Annotated in this window: 12 protein-coding genes and 1 pseudogene; 12 read left to right on the top strand and 1 reads right to left on the bottom strand. The window is 57.5% G+C overall.

Annotation, left to right across the window (positions count from 1 at the left end):
* Positions 1-934 precede the first annotated feature (934 nt).
* From RTO53_RS07820 to RTO53_RS07805, 4 genes are read left to right on the top strand one after another with little or no spacing between them, the layout of a single operon-like run.
* Entirely contained in the window at positions 935-2593 is a 1659-nt protein-coding gene (locus RTO53_RS07820) for a DNA cytosine methyltransferase (RefSeq protein ID WP_312237250.1), read from the top strand.
* Positions 2590-4599, top strand: coding sequence for an ATP-binding protein (locus RTO53_RS07815; protein WP_312237249.1), 2010 nt, complete (start codon positions 2590-2592; stop codon positions 4597-4599). The genes RTO53_RS07820 and RTO53_RS07815 overlap by 4 nt, the downstream gene beginning before the upstream one ends.
* Positions 4599-6917 (top strand): Z1 domain-containing protein, encoded by a 2319-nt coding sequence (locus RTO53_RS07810; protein ID WP_312237248.1) that lies wholly within the window; start codon positions 4599-4601, stop codon positions 6915-6917. The genes RTO53_RS07815 and RTO53_RS07810 overlap by 1 nt, the downstream gene beginning before the upstream one ends.
* A complete protein-coding gene (locus RTO53_RS07805; protein ID WP_312237247.1) occupies positions 6910-7863 on the top strand; it encodes a PD-(D/E)XK motif protein in 954 nt (317 codons plus the stop codon). The genes RTO53_RS07810 and RTO53_RS07805 overlap by 8 nt, the downstream gene beginning before the upstream one ends.
* Positions 7864-8078: 215 nt before the next feature.
* Here RTO53_RS07805 and RTO53_RS07800 read toward each other — a convergent pair.
* Positions 8079-8365, bottom strand: a pseudogene (locus RTO53_RS07800) (hypothetical protein).
* Between the two features lie 470 nt (positions 8366-8835).
* On the opposite strand from RTO53_RS07800, the gene RTO53_RS07795 reads away from it, so the two are divergent.
* From RTO53_RS07795 to RTO53_RS07760, 8 genes are all read left to right on the top strand, one after another.
* A complete protein-coding gene (locus RTO53_RS07795) occupies positions 8836-9135 on the top strand; it encodes a SymE family type I addiction module toxin (protein ID WP_312237246.1) in 300 nt (99 codons plus the stop codon).
* A gap of 200 nt (positions 9136-9335) precedes the next feature.
* Positions 9336-9662, top strand: coding sequence for a hypothetical protein (locus RTO53_RS07790; RefSeq protein ID WP_312237245.1), 327 nt, complete (start codon positions 9336-9338; stop codon positions 9660-9662).
* Between the two features lie 164 nt (positions 9663-9826).
* A complete protein-coding gene (locus tag RTO53_RS07785) occupies positions 9827-10216 on the top strand; it encodes a DUF1963 domain-containing protein (protein ID WP_312237244.1) in 390 nt (129 codons plus the stop codon).
* A gap of 43 nt (positions 10217-10259) precedes the next feature.
* On the top strand, positions 10260-10592 hold the full coding sequence (locus RTO53_RS07780; RefSeq protein WP_312237243.1) for a hypothetical protein: 333 nt from the start codon (positions 10260-10262) through the stop codon (positions 10590-10592).
* Between the two features lie 491 nt (positions 10593-11083).
* The gene (locus RTO53_RS07775; protein WP_312237242.1) at positions 11084-11410 is read left to right on the top strand and encodes a hypothetical protein; all 327 of its coding nucleotides are present in this window, start codon (positions 11084-11086) and stop codon (positions 11408-11410) included.
* Between the two features lie 18 nt (positions 11411-11428).
* Entirely contained in the window at positions 11429-11980 is a 552-nt protein-coding gene (locus RTO53_RS07770; protein WP_312237241.1) for a zeta toxin family protein, read from the top strand.
* 228 nt (positions 11981-12208) lie between these two features.
* Positions 12209-12850 carry a DUF1629 domain-containing protein gene (locus RTO53_RS07765; RefSeq protein WP_312237240.1) on the top strand — a complete coding sequence of 214 codons (642 nt, stop codon included), beginning with the start codon at positions 12209-12211 and terminating at the stop codon, positions 12848-12850.
* A gap of 33 nt (positions 12851-12883) precedes the next feature.
* A partial coding sequence (locus RTO53_RS07760) for a hypothetical protein (protein WP_312237239.1) occupies positions 12884-15707 on the top strand: 2824 nt, incomplete at its 3' end.

Genomic DNA, 15707 nt, shown 5'->3' with positions numbered 1-15707 from the left:
GATAGTTGCCAGTGTTGCGGAACAACAATATGGGAGGCACCTCCTGCCTATCCACCTCGTTCGAGCCTCGCGCAAATGCATCGCGGAGCATCTCGTTACCCCAGCGCCGCGTCTGATGAAGCTCCTGGCCAGGTTTTCGGTTGTCTCCGTAATATGTCAAAACCCCAGTTTCTAAGTCGATGGAGTCGGGCCAGTCCAACTCATTCATCGTCGTCGTCAGCACAATTAACTTGGGTCGCTCGCGGCGTCCTAGATGCCGAAATCCACCTTGATTGCTGACGGAAAGCATAGGTACTAAAGGGTCGTCGCCAGAATTTCCTCTACGACCCCCTTGATATACTTGATCAACTACTAAGTCGGTAAAGCGCAAGGCTGCAGAACGGTCCGCAGACTCGATGGGGGACGCATTCATATGAAAGGGCGCATCTCGATTGATGTCGAAATTGTAGCCCTAGCGGTCCTAAAGCGACACCAGTCGTCGCTACTGGTTCGAATCCAAAGCTGACCTGACGGAAGAGGGTGTAGAGCTATTTTCCATCGGCGGAGCGCCGATGGTCCCCATGGTGGGGCGATCGGAGGGCTGGTGAGGGCGAAGTGCGAGAGCGTTGATGATCTGAGGCGGGCCCTATGCTGGCCGGGTATGGTCGTGATTTGGATCTGCGGTACCTGCAGGTGGCCGATCGGCGATCATCAACTGTATTGGGCCGTGTCTCGTTGGTGCTTGGAAATGGCGAAAGCCCAAAATTGACGTCGACTCGGACGTGCAACTGCACCTCAACCTGCGGCATCATTACACCTGCGGCGAAGCAGCATCTGGCGCTGGACTGACACATTGTTAGGCCGGGATCTGGTGCTTGATTTGAATAGGCCAAGCTCGCTCATAGGCTGCGTCCACAAGGGCGATTTTGGCGAAAGTTCCCAACGAGAGTATCGGATGTCCACCCAACCCATTCCGCGTAGGTCACAGTCCAACGACGCGTTCAACGATCACGGCGCTTCGACCTCGCCCCAGGGTAAAGCCAAGGTGTCACTTGAATTGGACCAAGATGAAGAGCTGATTCACCGAAAGCTTGAGCGCATTCGCCAGGGCGGTGAAATCCGCTACATGGACATGTTTGCCGGATGTGGAGGTATCTCCCTCGGCTTTCTTACCGCAGGGTTCAAGCCTGTAGCCTCAGTTGAAATGGATCCCTGGGCTGCACGCTCTCATGGGGCCAACTTTGGTGCTCACTCTTCAGGGGGCGACAGAGATGCACATCATGCGGCACGCGACGCAGTCACTGAAACCGCAGATAGCGTGTTCGCTGAGCTCAAATTGCAGGGGGCAACTGAAGATCAGATCGACGTATTAGTTGGCGGACCGCCCTGCCAGGCGTTTGCTCGTGTAGGGCGAGCTAAGCTGCGTGAGCAGGCTCGGCTCCGAGAGGAGGTAACCGCAGACCAAGCCTTTCTCGTGGACGGCAGGGTCAGTTTGTGGGAGCGGTATGTCGCATTCATTCGGGCAACAAAGCCGGTTGCTCTTTTAATGGAGAACGTTCCCGATATTCTCAATCACGGTGGCACGAATGTGGCAGAGCTCGTATCGAAGAGTCTCGCTTTAGAGGGTTACGACGTTGCCTATACGCTACTCAATTCCGCGTGGTTCGGTGTTCCTCAAATGCGCGAGAGAATGATTCTTATTGGTTTTCATCGCTCCTCTGGAATTAGGCCTCGGTTTCCCGTGCCGACACATCATCTGATTTTGCCTCCAGGCTACACTGGTTCCAAGAACGCTGCTCGCCGTGTGCTAAAGGCAGAGGGCTCGGATTACCATCGTTGGATTGCCGATCCTGCTCCCGGCTCCCCTGTCGCCACGGCGGCGTCGCATGCACTTGCGGATCTTCCGGCCCTGTATGCACGGAAGATGTTACAAAGCGGTATGATTCGGCGCGGCGCCAAAGATCCTTCTGAGCCTGTCGAATATACGACGGACGAGCCGACGACGGCATATTCTCGCCTAATGCGTGAATGGCATGGATTCGCAACTCGATCGACCACTGGGCATGTCTTCAGATACCTGCCGCGGGACTACAAGATATTTGCTGAGATTCAGCCGGGATGGGAGTATCCACAAGTTCATGCTTACGTCGAGCAGAAAATTGCGAACTGGCTCGACGTCAGGAAGCGGAACGGCTTGTCCACTAATCCGCTGAACGCGGAAGTTCGCGATTTTGTTAAGGCGTGGCGTATACCTTACGATCCCGCTAAATTTCCAAACAAGTGGTGGAAGCTGCGGCCCGATTCGCCGTCCCGGACTCTGATGGCGCACCTTGGTAAGGACTCCTACTCCCATATTCACTTCGATTCCAAGCAGGCGAGGACCATTACTGTCCGGGAGGCTGCGCGCTTACAATCCTTCCCCGACGGTTTCGTTTTCAAGGGCTCGATGAATCCGGCTTTCAAACAAATCGGCAACGCGGTGCCGCCGCTCTTCGCCTACGCTTTAGCACGCGGAATCCGAGAGTCGCTGGGGGCGCCTGAAACATCAGACATGCGCGTAGCTCTGCTCGGTCTGGATCCGTCACAGATTAGGACGACGGAGGGGGGGGCGTGAAGTTCACAATCCTCCGCTTGCTGACAAACTCTGAACTTGGCATGTTCCATGAATATCGCCGACAAGGGAAAGAGCGCGCGAAGCAACGTGCGATTAACTTCGACCGGGACGTCATTGATACCGTTTTCCCCTCCGCGATAGACTCGGACGTCATCTCCCTCAATTGCCGCAGGCTCGAGGATGAGAGCAATGTAGTGCAGGTTGCATCATGGATCAAACGTCAGAGCAGAAACTGGAGATTCGAAGGCGACTGTCCAGCGAGCGCATATTACGGATTTGTCCACCCTGGTGCTCTCTTTGCGATGAGTGTAGACGCTTCAACAACTCCCGCGACAGCGTCCTGGGTTGTTATCGGAGCTGATCACCCTGCTCACGCTAAGATCCTTGGCCATGGGGAGAGTGCGCGACTGGGTAAGTCGGCAATGATCGCTCTGTACGGCGACGAAGGCATTCACAGTCGGGCCGTACTGGCAACGAGCTTTCCGCAAGTATTCAAGGAGGACATTGCAATGTCGAGCATTTCACAGCAGGTACAGGGAAATAGCGCTGATGAGGAGGAGGTCGCACCTGATCCACTCGGTCTCTTCAACATCCTGGCGCGTGCAGGTCACGGCCTTCCCAGTGCAGTCGCTGATCTTGTGGACAATAGCCTTTCGCATGGCGCACATGAGATCAACATCACATTCCCGAATCCGAATCAGGGCGGTAGGTGGATGTGTGTTCGCGACGATGGTGTGGGCATGACGCCATCGGGTCTGCGTAATGCGATGAAAATCGGCCATCAGCGAAACTACGATGAGGGTGATCTCGGTAAATTTGGCTACGGTCTTAAGGGTGCTGCTTGGTCCCAAGCAGATCGACTGACCGTGGTATCAAAAGCGGAGGGAGGTGAGCTTACGACCCTCACCTGGGATAAAGAACACCTTGCGAAGACGCGGCGCTGGGCATTGCTGACTGACTCCGTATCTCCCGACCATGAGTCCTCGGTGAAAATCGGTGAGTCGGGTACGGCTGTCCTACTGACAGAGATGCGTCCCACCATGTTGCCTACAAAGGGCAAGGCAGATTCTCCCTATTCGCAGGAGCTCGCATCGATAAGATCTCACCTTGAGCTGGTCTTCCACCGATATCTTGAAGGTAAGGTTCCCGGACGGCAAAAGGTTGTCATCAAGTTGAATGACGAAGCTCTGCGCGCGAACAATCCCATGGGGCACAGCTTGACGAAGGAGTACGATCAGCATCGGATCGATCTGGAGAGCGTCGCGACAGGCGAGGCCCCGGCGTTATACGTCCGCGCGTACGTCACTCCAAATGAGTCCGAGTTCGACGAGCACGTGAAGGATCTAACTCCGCCCCAGCAGCGTGCGGAACGCGAGCGTCACACTCTGAACGGACGCGCTAACGATGCTCAAGGTTTGTACTTCTATCGTTTGCATCGCCTCATCAAATGGGGCGGCTGGGAGGATATTTTCGCTAAGGATGAGCACACCAAACTGATTCGAGTCGCCATCGACTTCGACAGGCTGGCAGATGAGCCGCTGCAGGTCGATATCAGCAAGCAGCTTATACGTCTGCCTTTTGCCATCCGCAAGCCGCTTGAGGATCTGATTAAGGCGCCTCGCGCGGCGGCGCGTGTCAGATACAACAAGAAGTCAAAGTCCGCTCCGGTATCGTCAGAGGGCAGTAAGCCTAGCTTGCCCGCCAGTGCGATCCCTGTTGGTAGCGCTTCGCTGACACAAATGGATCCTAAGGGAGGCATGACTAACCCCGCGCCGGCACCGAAGAAGGAGAAGGCTTCAGTACGAATTGTCAGTAGCGGCGCAAGGGCTTGGCAGCGCAAGACCGGATTCAATGGTGAGGAGGTAGAGGTGAGTCAGCTTCTGCCGACATTGGTGGAGCTTGTGCAGCTCATAGATAAGAATATCGAGGCCAAAGCAGCGCTCTCAGAGTTTTTACGTGTCTTGGAGGCCGCGGGTGTGCCTGAACTACTGGCCGGAAGAGACTGATGATGGACAGGTCCCAGCGCCGTCTTGCCTTGAGGCCAAAACTTTCACGATGGACGGATGGCACTGTTTGGAGTAATTGGTCCAGACACGAGGCGTATTTGCGATCTCAGCCAAAGTGGAAGCCACATCAGATCGAGTCAGTTGCCGAAGAATCTCTGCGCATCATTTCAAAGACTACACCTGTAAGTAGGCCAGAATTTCAGTGCAGAGGCCTAGTCGTTGGCTACGTTCAGTCTGGCAAAACAGCAAATTTCACGGCCGTGGCCGCGCGCGCCGCAGACGTTGGTTATCGTCTAATTATCGTTCTTTCCGGAATTCATGATTCACTAAGAAATCAGACTCAACGTCGACTAGATTTTGAGCTTGCTCGGATAGGTGTTGACTGGATCACTTTGACCGATGAAGACAGTGACTTCCGTGAGCCTCCAGTGGCTGATGGATTCTCATCGACCGGTACAGTTCTGATAGTTGCAAAGAAGATTACGCCAATTCTGAAGCGGCTTAATCAATGGTTCGACAAGCTCGAAGGAAGACTCTCCGAAGTGCCGGTTTTGTTGATTGATGACGAAGCGGATCAGGCGTCTATCAATACGCGAGGAAATCGGCGTGATCCGAGTATTGAACGAGGACGGGTGCCTAGCGACGACGCCGCGCCATCGCTAACCAATGCACTAATTCGCGATATCCTTAGAAAGATCCCGCGAGCAACGTATATTGCTTATACGGCGACGCCCTTTGCCAATATTCTAATCGACCCAGATGCTAGTGACAGCCAAGTTGGCGAAGATCTATTTCCAAGAGATTTTGTAGTGCAACTTCCGCGGCCGGACGGTTATACCGGGACGGAAGAGCTTTTTGGTGTAAGCGCGCAAGGGCGGGACGTACTTCGTCCGGTATTAGTGGGCGACGTGGAGGCATTGAAGTCAAAACGTCGCAGAAGAAGTGAGGCGATCGTTGCCAAGGGAGCGCTTGATCTGCCTCAGTCACTGGCTGATGCTCTTCTAACATTTGCTCTCGTTGGCGCAATCAGGCTGTTGCGTGGCCAGTCCGACAAGCCGCATACAATGCTTGTACATGTTTCGCAGCTTCAGCAGGATCAGATTCGTATCGGCGCAGCGATTGAAGATCAAATTCGCGTTTGGTTTCATCATGAGGAAGCCGAGCCTGGCGTGCTCAGTGATATGCTCCGATCGGCACTGACATCGCTGGGGACTGTCGAATTGCCGAGTACAAGGGAAGCTGTGGTCGGTGAGGCGGTAATGAATCTTGCCCGCTTGAGGGTTGTTGTGCTGAACAGTACGACCGGCGGCGAGCTCGAGTATGACACCAATCCCCGGCGGCAGCTCGTGGCAGTCGGGGGCAACCGCCTGTCGCGTGGATTGACGCTTGAAGGCCTGACCATTGCTTACTTTCTTCGAACAACGACGCTGGCTGACGCCCTGCTTCAGATGGCTCGTTGGTACGGCTTCCGCGCTGGCTATGAAGATCTGATTCGCATATGGACGACTGAGGGGATTGCACAATGGTTCGTGGAGCTTGCACTGGTTGAAGAGTCTCTTCGGGACTCTATCACCGCTTTGAACACGGCTGGTCGTCGACCTGATCAGATGGCCATTCGCATGCGTGCACATTCGAAGCTTCTCCTCACCAGCAAGAGCAAGAGCAAGATGTTGACGGATGATGCGCGCTCCTGGTCCGGGGGGAACCCGCAGACGATTCTGTATCCCTTGCGTGATAGGGGGCTACTGCAGCGCAATATCGACTTGGCTTCCCAGCTGCTGAGCCAACATCCGCCGACGCAGGATGCCTATGGTGGAACTCTCGCACATGATGTCCCTGTAAATGAAATCGCTCATTTTCTGCGTTGCTACGAGGGGCATCCTAGTAGTGTCGCTTTTCAAGGTGCTGAGATTGCGGACTGGATTCTTGAGCGCGCTGCTTCGGATGAGCTGGTGAACTGGACGGTATTCGTCGCCGATCCAAAGCGAGAGCGCCAAGTATCCATCGGAGGAAGGACTTATGGACTAGTGACCCGTTCTCTGCAATCTGAGGAATCGATTGGAATCCTCATCGATCCACGCCATGAAGGTGTCGACCTCCATGGTGGGCCTGAGAACTATCGAGCTTCCTCCGGTTACAGCGCTAAATCTATGCGTGAGGATCGCCCTGCTCAACAAGGGCTACTTCTTCTCTATCTTCTTGATCCAGAACCGCTGCGAGCATCGACACAAGCTGTGTTAGGCGTTGCGCTCTCCTTGCCCCGAACTGCTGATGGCGGACAGCGGTTCGTCATGAACCGAGGGCTTGTTCATGACTGATATTACTCAGGAGCGTTGGACGAGTTTGCGAGAGCAGAGGTCTCAGTACGACGAAATCTACGAGCAGGTGGTTGATGACTTTGAGGACGCTCTGATCGGCATCTCGAGCGATGGGCGACTTCATTTGCTCATCGCGATCGATGTGCCACCCTCCAGCTTGCCCGCTGACCTCCAAGGGCTTCAGGTGCGGCTAGTTGAGGGTGATCAGTTTTGGATAGATGTCTCGGCCCGCAGCCATCACGAAGAAATTCTTACGCTGGCTGCTAATAGGATTATCTATTCGATAAAAATTGAAGGTCGTGCTGTCGCGAACTCTGTGGAAAGGGCTATTGGCGAGATGCGCTCGGCATTACGGCCGCTTGCGCCTGATCTGAGCGCGTCGGAGCAGATTGGTCTCTTTGGTGAGCTCTGGGTCTTATCCAATGTGCTAATGCCCACAGTCGGCACGCGCATCTGCAATCTATGGAGTGGGCCAGAAGGAGAGCGCCACGATTTTGTTGGAGAGCGGGTCCATGTTGAGGTTAAAACGACAACGAAGTCAGAGCCGAAGCATGAAATCTCTCGGCTTGATCAGTTGAGGGCACCCGTTGGGAAACGGCTTCTTTTCATTAGTGTTCTGATCGAGAGAAGCCTTGGAGGCGACGAGACCATTGCAGACCGTGTCGATGAAATTCGAAAGAAAGTTGGGTCTGACGGCTATGCGCTTGACACCTTTGACGCGAGATTGGCACAGCTAGGATGGCACGACGAACTTCGGCAGACTGGCGCTCTCCTGAGATTCACGTTCCGAAATGTCTACGTGTTTGAGGTTGCTGACGGATTTCCCCGGCTGCCTGATGATTACGCGCCACCGCTTAGTGTGAGCGGCATCAGGTACAGCATTGATGTGGGTAGCCTGCCGTCCCTCGATGTGTTCGAGGTTGAGAAGATCCTCAATCTTGTCTAGCAGCATTCACTGCTAGACCTACACAAATATGTGTTGGTGATGACGCGCAGAAATTCCGTACAGGCGTTGCAGCGAGCGAAGTGAGTGCTGGCCGCCGCGGCACCTCGTCCGCGGTAGCAGCATTGCCTTTGGGGTTGGCTTCTAAGTCTTAGCGCCCTGTTCGCGCACCACTGGCGCTCAATTACCGGTGCATTCAGCTGTGCGCACGCCATCAATTAACCCTGCCTCACTCGGTCGCCCAGGCACCTCTCCGGTCCGCCGTTCTGCCTTGTGCGCATCTCCGGCATCACGCGCAGGCCCGCCAGGATGCAGCGCGCCTCTTCCACCTCAAGACAGCGTCCAGGCTGGTGATGCCGCTCCGTCCAGGACGGTCCATCACCCCGTCCCAGTACACTGAAGTGCGGCGACAAGGTTGCTGTCTATCGGTTGACGGTTCCCGCTCCGGGTCAGCGCTGGCCGGAGCGTATCGCGCATGCAGAGAACGGAATTCCGATGCGTTCACGGCGTAAGCTCTCTCCGCATCCGCATCCGCATCCGCATCCGCATCCGCATCCGCATCCGCATCCGCATGGTCCATGGGGAAGAAGCTCAACTTGGCGTTGTCGAACGCGTCGAGCCACTCCCTATCAGTCCTCTTGATCGGTAGCTCTCCCAGTAGATCAGCGAGGAACCGCGCACGCCGTCCCACAGTCTGCGACTGACCGGGCCGATTACGTCGCACCGTAGGTGCCGCCAACCAACCCCCGCCAGATCAACAGAAACAAGCAATTTCCCATCCTCCTCACCAACGCGCATGGTGTTCATCGGAGCGTAGAAACTCCTCTGACTACAAAATGTTGGACGTCCCTTTGTCGGGAGGGTGGCTAATACAACACCCTCGTGGAAATACGCCCGCCGGTTGTAGTCAGACGGTTTCTAACCTCCCGACGCCCTTGCCATCCCGGCAAGGGCAAGCCCTGCAGGAGGTCCAACATGTTGACGCCGTGGGAAGACGAACCCGATGACGCGCGCCCCAAGCGCAAACCCTACGCCCGCCCCGCACGCAGCTATCGCGTAGGCGCGCTGACGTACCCGGACCGCGAAGAGTACGGTCCCACCGAGATTGTTCCCTACCTTAAGCTGCGCGGCCGCTGGCTGGACAAGCTCGGCTTCGACGTAGGCGCCCGCCTGAAGGTCGAGGCCACGCACGGCAGCATCATCCTTACGGTGGTGGAGCGGCCGGTGGTGGTGCCCCCAAAGATCCCCAGGAAGTTGCAGCGGCAAGCCCGTTGAGCGGCAGCGCCCACCCGCGCGGTGGGTACTTGCCCGGCTGTCGCGTGTCCGCCCGCATGAGCCGCATCGCTTCATGGCGCCACCGTGTGCCCGGGCTAGGCAACGTTGTGCGGCGGCAGGCGCAACGCCAACACGTCACCGCGCGCCCGGTGCGGTGTGGATGTGCAACCCCTGTCATTACCCAGCAGAAGGAGCAACTCATGAACCAGAGTGTCTTCATGCAGCTAGAGATGGACGCCGCGTTACGCGCCCGCTTCCAGGATGCCGCAGCACGCGAGCAGCGCCCCGTCGCCAAGGTGCTGCGGCAGTTGATGCGGGAATATGTGGCCAGGCAGTCCGAACCCGGCGCAGTGCGGGCGGCCGGAGGCGTGGATGCCGCCCGGTATGCGATGTGCGGGGTGGGTGCATCGCCGGCAGGCGGTGACTTGGCCGAAGAAGCGCCGGCCTTTGCCCCAAATGATCGGGATATGGAGGAGATGGCGCGGCGACAGCAAGGGTGGCGCTGCTGTCCGTTCGGGATGGGTTGAGGCGGAGGTTTGTGTCATGTCTCCCTGCACGGTGCTCGCTCGATGGGAGAGTTCGCACTAGGGATTTTCAGGGGTTTCCTATATCCGGCCCTATGGGCCGGGTTTCAAACAAGCCCGGCAATGCTGAATGACTTGCCTTGCCTCGTCCCTTGGAGATACAACGAATGGAATCCTCGTTCCCGTGCGACGCCGCCCTGCGCGACCATCCCGCCGGAGCCGAGCTGGAGGCATACTTCCCCAGGCACCGTAAGACAGGGGCCATGCTACAGCGTCCTCATCCACCCAAGGCATCCCCGCAGGCGCGGAGAAGCCTGGGCGGACTTCTACAATTGCCGCCGGGTCTGAAATGGCTGATCGGCGCAACTTACGGCGAGCCAACGCCCAATCACTTCCTGGCGCAGATCGATTGCGCTGAGTTGCCCCGCATGGAGCCGCAGATGCTTGAGCAGGGCATGTTGTTCTTCTTCGCTGCGAATGACGAAGAGCAGAGACGGGATGAAGACACCCCTCAGAAGCGCGTGCACGAGCGGAACCGAGTTCCGGCTGACATGTGATAGCTGAAGAGGCATTGGCCGCAATGAAAAAGGGAGCGCCATCTTGACCACTAATTTTCCCCGCGTTCCTGCGAAGCTGCTGGAGAAGCTCCGCGACTACCCCGATCATATAGAGCGCCTCCAAGAGGTGCTGAACATTGTTGCGGCAACGCCACCTTCGTTAATTCCCAGATTGGAACGCGCCATAGAAGCGTTGCAAGGACGGTTAGGTACGTTCATGGCCGAAGCAAGGCGTGAACTCAACCAGGCAAGGTCCAGTGGCGATCCCCGTCTGATTGCAGCTGCGCAAGCGAAGGCCAGTCTAATGTCGCAAATTCGTCTAAAGCACGTATGGATGACTGATAAGGTGTTTTCCGTGTACTTCTCAGGTGTATAACGACGTGCGTGTTCCACGTCATCCGAACGGACTGGCCTTCAGCCCTTACCAGCGCGCCGCGTTCGTGTCCTCCTGCGGTGGCGACGTCGCCGGCGGGCGAGGTCCGTATCCCGATGGAGCCGAGGGCTTCGGCGTAGCGCTGGATGAGGCGCGCGATCGCCGGGGAGCGGCAACACCTTCCCGTTGCACGGGTACTCCGGGTGTTGATGCGGGGGTGCACCGCCACGCAGCCAGACTGTCCTGGATTCAATCTGCTCTCTTTTGACCTGGTAGCCGACCATCACGCCTCGCATGCCTTGATATCAGCGCAGGTTCGGTTCCGACCTCCCTGCTTCGCTCCATAGGGAACAGCTGCCCATATCGTCGCGGCGCTGCTGACAGATGTGCAATGGCGCCAACGCGGGCGAAATGGGACCCAGAGCTCTAGATAATGCGAATCCCAACGTGTGATAGTTCTCCAGGCACAAAGTTCGCTCTAAAGGATGCACTTCATGCCTGTTTCTCAGCCACCGGTTCCCGCCAAACTCGTGGAGAAGCTACAACAGTATCCAGAACTCATCGATCGTCTTCAGGACGTTCTGAACGATGTTGAAGCGAAGCCTCCTTCCATAATCCCTCGATTTGAGCGTGCGGTAGACGCTTTGGAGGGACGCTTGGATAGCTTCATGGTCGAGGCCAGAGGCGAGCTCGAGCGGATGAGGGCTTCCGCTGATCCAGGCCTTGTGGCCGCAGCAGAGTCAAAGTTCCGCCTGATCTCCCAAATTGGCCTGAAGCAGTTCTGGATAGGCGATGAGGCGCTTTGGCAATATTTCAAATAAGCATAAGGATGTGCTGAGATGGATCGTTCGAGCGACGTGCTGCCGGATGAGGAACATGCCCGTATCTTCAGAGATCCGGTTGTTCCGGCTCACAACCTAGACCTGGCTGCGTCGCAGCAACGACCTGCTGCTGTGATTTTGGGAGGGCAACCTGGCTCCGGCAAAGTCGGCCTCGCCAGGACAGCCCAGCTCGAGTTCGGCAGCGATGTCATCACCGTTGATCCTGACGAACTTCGCAGGTTTCATCCTGGGGTAAGCGACTTTAGACGCGAAAATCCATATACATGGTCTGGACGGGCGCATGCAGATGCTGGCGCTTGGTCTGCAGAGTTGCTGGAAGCTACTGTCTCCGAAAGAAAGAACCAGATATTTGACACCACCCTGAGTAATGGCAAATGGGCGTCGGAATCGCTGATCAAGGACCTGCAGAGCAAGGGCTACCAAGTCGAGGTCCGAGTCGTAGCTACCCCTGGACCGCTCCTCAATAGATTGGCGGAGACACTATCGCGATCGATCATCAAATTCGGCGGGCGCCTTCACGTCAGAGCAGTACAAATGGGTCTTTGCTGATGCACGGATCTGGGTGGTGGCATCAGTGCATGGTCTGAACTCCAAGACGGACGCCGCCCCCCAGGCTGCGGACCACTTGGACACTCCGGGAGGTCGCCTCTTGGCCAATGGCTCGATCTCAGAGGCTTGCGTAGAGCTACCCGAGCGACCACGTCGCTGGAACAGAATGCACAGCTCGCGCTAGTCTGTGTCGGACACAATAGCTACAACTGCTACAGGATCAAAAAAATGGAAGCATCAAGCGAAAACCTGCCAACTCGCGGCGAGTTCTATCTCCTCATGCCAGATACCACTCGGGGTGGGAGAGGGCACGGCGTAGAGATCGAAAACGAAGAGGTCCTGTTGACTCCTCCAAGACTGATAATCCGACCACGCGAAGGCGGCTTCCCGGTTCTCAAAGAAAAGCCCCGCCTCCGTCACTATCCAGAGGTAGGTGATCCGCCAGAGGACCTGGAGGGTGGTCTAAGCGGCTACTGGCTTGTATCAGGTCGCCTCAAAGACGTGCTCTCAAGAGTTGATTCGGCCGGATTTGAGTTCGTGGAGTGCGATTACCGTCAGGCCGATGGATCGGAAGGGCCACGCTACTATTTATGTGAAGTGGCACGTGAGTTGGATGCGCTTGACGAACGCAACTCAAAGCTAACTATCGAAGTCAGCGATGAGTTCGTCGCCGGAAAGTTCTATGACCTGTCGGGCGGCACTAGTCTGGCTTTTCGCAAGGACGTCGTTGGTGAGGCGCATGTGTTCCGCACGCCATACTCGGGTTTCACCTTCTGTGACCGATTGCTGCGGGATGCCGTTTGGGACGCAGGCATCGGTGGTCCGAAAAAGTCTTCGGGACTTCGCTTTAAGGATGCCGCCGACCTTTGATTCATCATCTGGGCTCAAGGAAGAGTTTGCGAAATGCCTCGTAAAGGACCTATTTTTCAAGACCACCACGTAATTGAACAGCAGACATTCAGAAATAGTGAGCTACTGAAGATCCTCGAGCCGGCTGGGCTGGTTCAGAAGGATGCTTTTGAGAATCGAATCAACATGCCGGCGGACCGGCAGTTGGCGCACGCGATGGGTGTCTCACCTCATAGCGGAGGGCCAATTGGTGATTATCAGGATGGTATCGGATACCAGCTTGATAGGCTGGCGCGAAGTGCCGATGGCCAGGCAGCGTTGGATAAGGATGCTGGCGCGATGCAGCGAGTCGCTGCTAAGGTGAATTATCTCCGCGACACCATGACCGTAGGTTTGATCAACGGCGATCTGTACACCAATGCGCCGCTTGGTTTGAGCGCAGATGACATTCGTCCTCGGACGCAGAACTTCCTCCTCGGAATAAATGCTTATGGGGGCGCACACGCGCAGCAGCTGACTGCTCTTAGCGGATTCTCATCCGTTGACCGGGCGTATCTGTCAGTTACCAAGTCCGAGTCGCGGATAATTACAGTGCTCGAGTTCGCTCAACAGTCGGGCAACAAGCTGACGAAAGGCAGCGACTTGGGTCTGCAGAGCGATCAACTGGCGCGAGCGATTATCAATGCCCATCAAGATGGCCGGGTCGTTTTCTCCGAAAGGGGGATGCAGACCGTCGAGACCTCGCTGGGACGAGAGGTTGCAAATGCGCTCCGGGTTCCCCGCGACCAGCACGGCTACGCTTCCATCGGTCTGTTGGTTGGCGATACTCCTGTCGGTACTCTAGTACGCTCTGGTGGGTTGGTGACCACCGGTATAGACGGCGCATTGGCCGCCCGTCGCGCCTCCGAACTTCTGGACCAAGGCAACGCCACCGCCGCACGCTCAGAGGTCACCCGCGCCGTCGCTCGAAACGTTGGCGGATGGGCAGGCGGTACCTCCCTGGCCATGGCACTGGGCGGCAGCGGGTTCGTGCCTGCGGCCGCAGTTGCTGCGGATGCGTTGCTCCTCGCCAAGGCGTTCGAAAAGGGGGCCGACCTTCTGGACAACCGCACCATCTACCACCAGACCTTGGCTGGAGTGGAGTGGAAATTCGATGGCATCAACTGGACGCGTGAGGCGGCCTTCGACCGCGCTCAGGAGGGCCGCAGCAACCCCACTGAAGAACGTGTAGCGGCCAGCTACCAACAGTCGCAGAAGTTGGGTGCCTTGGCGAGCGCCAAGGCGGTGGAATTCGCGCTCGGTAAAGTGCCCCCGCCGCAGGACCCGTTCAAGATCCCCGCTCAACCCAGTGACCAGCGCGGCTTGGACAACCAGGACTGGCGCCACAACCCGGACACGGCTACATGGGAACGCCAGGTCAAGACAGCTTTCTCCGGCGCAAACGACCGCGCCTCCTATGAAAACCAGACTGCAACCCCCGAGCGCGCTCGGCAGCTCAACCAGGAGGCTTTGGGCCGTATCGAGGAGAACATCGCCACGGGTCGAGAGGCCATTGCTACGTACTATCTGGAGAACCATGCGGCACAACGCTCCCAGGACCAGGGCGTGGCGGTCCCGGAAGCGGTCGAGTACGCGCGGGCCAGGCCCGATGCCGTACTTGGCTCCGACAACCGTTTATATCACCGCGACGAAACGGGGCAGTGGGCGAATCAGGGCGCGTTGGCCAGCGGCAATCTGGCGATGGAGCTGGAGCTCACCAACCAGATGCGTCTGCCGTCGATAGAGCGCGCCGAGGAGAGCATTGCGGCCATCCAGGCGCTACCGCCGCCCACCGCCGCCCAGGTCGCCAAGAACGAACTGCTACACACATACAGAAGCGCTGGCGTCGATCTCAATGTAAATCCCGATACTCAGCAGGCCATCGAACTGGCCGTGAGTCAGACGCGGGAGGCCAATGGCATCCCTGGTCCCACCATGCAGCAGATTCAGCGCAACGACGCCGGCGTTTTCGGATACGACAGCCCGATTGCCCACTTCCAGACGGGTGAAGATGGCGTCGCGCGACACGTTGCAACGACGAGCTCGGAGGCGCTGCGGCAGGCGTTGAGAGATGTTCCCGCCGTCGGCCAGCAGCAGTCGCCCATTCCTGGCACACCCGTGATGGAGATCGCCGCGCTGTCGCCACAGGAGCGCGATGCTTACCAACAGGCGATGAGTGAGGCAAATCGCCAAGGAGGCTCCGCCGAGGAGGTGCAGCACGTTGCCACGCTGGCGGCGGTGAATGTGCATGCTTCTACCCCGGAGCTTGCTCGCGCACCGCAGGAACGCGGCGCGGACCGTGCTCCCGCTGATCTCTCGGCGCCTGTTCTTCAGCAGCAGACCGTGAAGGTCTCGCCGGCTGCGGTGACGCTACCGGCAGCCGCACTCATGCCCGATCAGGGTCGAGTGTCCTCTCGGGGCGAAAAGCCGCCCGCCGAGGTCAGCGAGCCTGCAATAGGTCACACCTCTGCGCACCAAGGCTCGCTTGTCGGTCAGCACGGGCATGATCAAGCAGCTGAACAGAAGGATCCGACGCCAGAAGCGCAGCCGGCAGCCAGGGCGGGCGCCATCGGCTCGCACAGCTCGACCCAATCGGCGGCGTACGAGCACGCCGGGGCGAGTGGCGCTCATCCTGACCATGCGCCACAACAGGTGAGGGGTGCGCGTTTGCCTCAGCATGAGCATAACGCCGGCCACGTGGATGAGTCGCCGCGCGTCTTTGGCAATCCTGCAGTTCGCGAACAAGCCACGCTTGTCATGCCCGTGGAGGTGGAGCGGAAGGAGCGGCGTGCACCCGAGGAGACGGCGATGCCGTTTGCCGCAGATACGCCTTCTGACG

Origin of the sequence: Stenotrophomonas sp. (assembly GCF_031995405.1) — a bacterium.
GTDB lineage: Bacteria > Pseudomonadota > Gammaproteobacteria > Xanthomonadales > Xanthomonadaceae > Stenotrophomonas.
The sequence above is the reverse complement of the archived record's forward strand: the minus strand, read 5'-3'. Positions and strand labels throughout refer to the sequence as shown.

What these genes read in the sequence shown, in the direction of transcription:
- RTO53_RS07810 (WP_312237248.1), top strand. Translation starts at nt 4,599, where the DNA reads ATGATGGACAGGTCCCAGCGCCGTCTTGCCTTGAGGCCAAAACTTTCA.
- RTO53_RS07765 (WP_312237240.1), top strand. Translation starts at nt 12,209, where the DNA reads ATGGAAGCATCAAGCGAAAACCTGCCAACTCGCGGCGAGTTCTATCTC.
- RTO53_RS07770 (WP_312237241.1), top strand. Translation starts at nt 11,429, where the DNA reads ATGGATCGTTCGAGCGACGTGCTGCCGGATGAGGAACATGCCCGTATC.
- RTO53_RS07820 (WP_312237250.1), top strand. Translation starts at nt 935, where the DNA reads ATGTCCACCCAACCCATTCCGCGTAGGTCACAGTCCAACGACGCGTTC.
- RTO53_RS07775 (WP_312237242.1), top strand. Translation starts at nt 11,084, where the DNA reads ATGCCTGTTTCTCAGCCACCGGTTCCCGCCAAACTCGTGGAGAAGCTA.
- RTO53_RS07785 (WP_312237244.1), top strand. Translation starts at nt 9,827, where the DNA reads ATGGAATCCTCGTTCCCGTGCGACGCCGCCCTGCGCGACCATCCCGCC.
- RTO53_RS07805 (WP_312237247.1), top strand. Translation starts at nt 6,910, where the DNA reads ATGACTGATATTACTCAGGAGCGTTGGACGAGTTTGCGAGAGCAGAGG.
- RTO53_RS07795 (WP_312237246.1), top strand. Translation starts at nt 8,836, where the DNA reads ATGTTGACGCCGTGGGAAGACGAACCCGATGACGCGCGCCCCAAGCGC.
- RTO53_RS07790 (WP_312237245.1), top strand. Translation starts at nt 9,336, where the DNA reads ATGAACCAGAGTGTCTTCATGCAGCTAGAGATGGACGCCGCGTTACGC.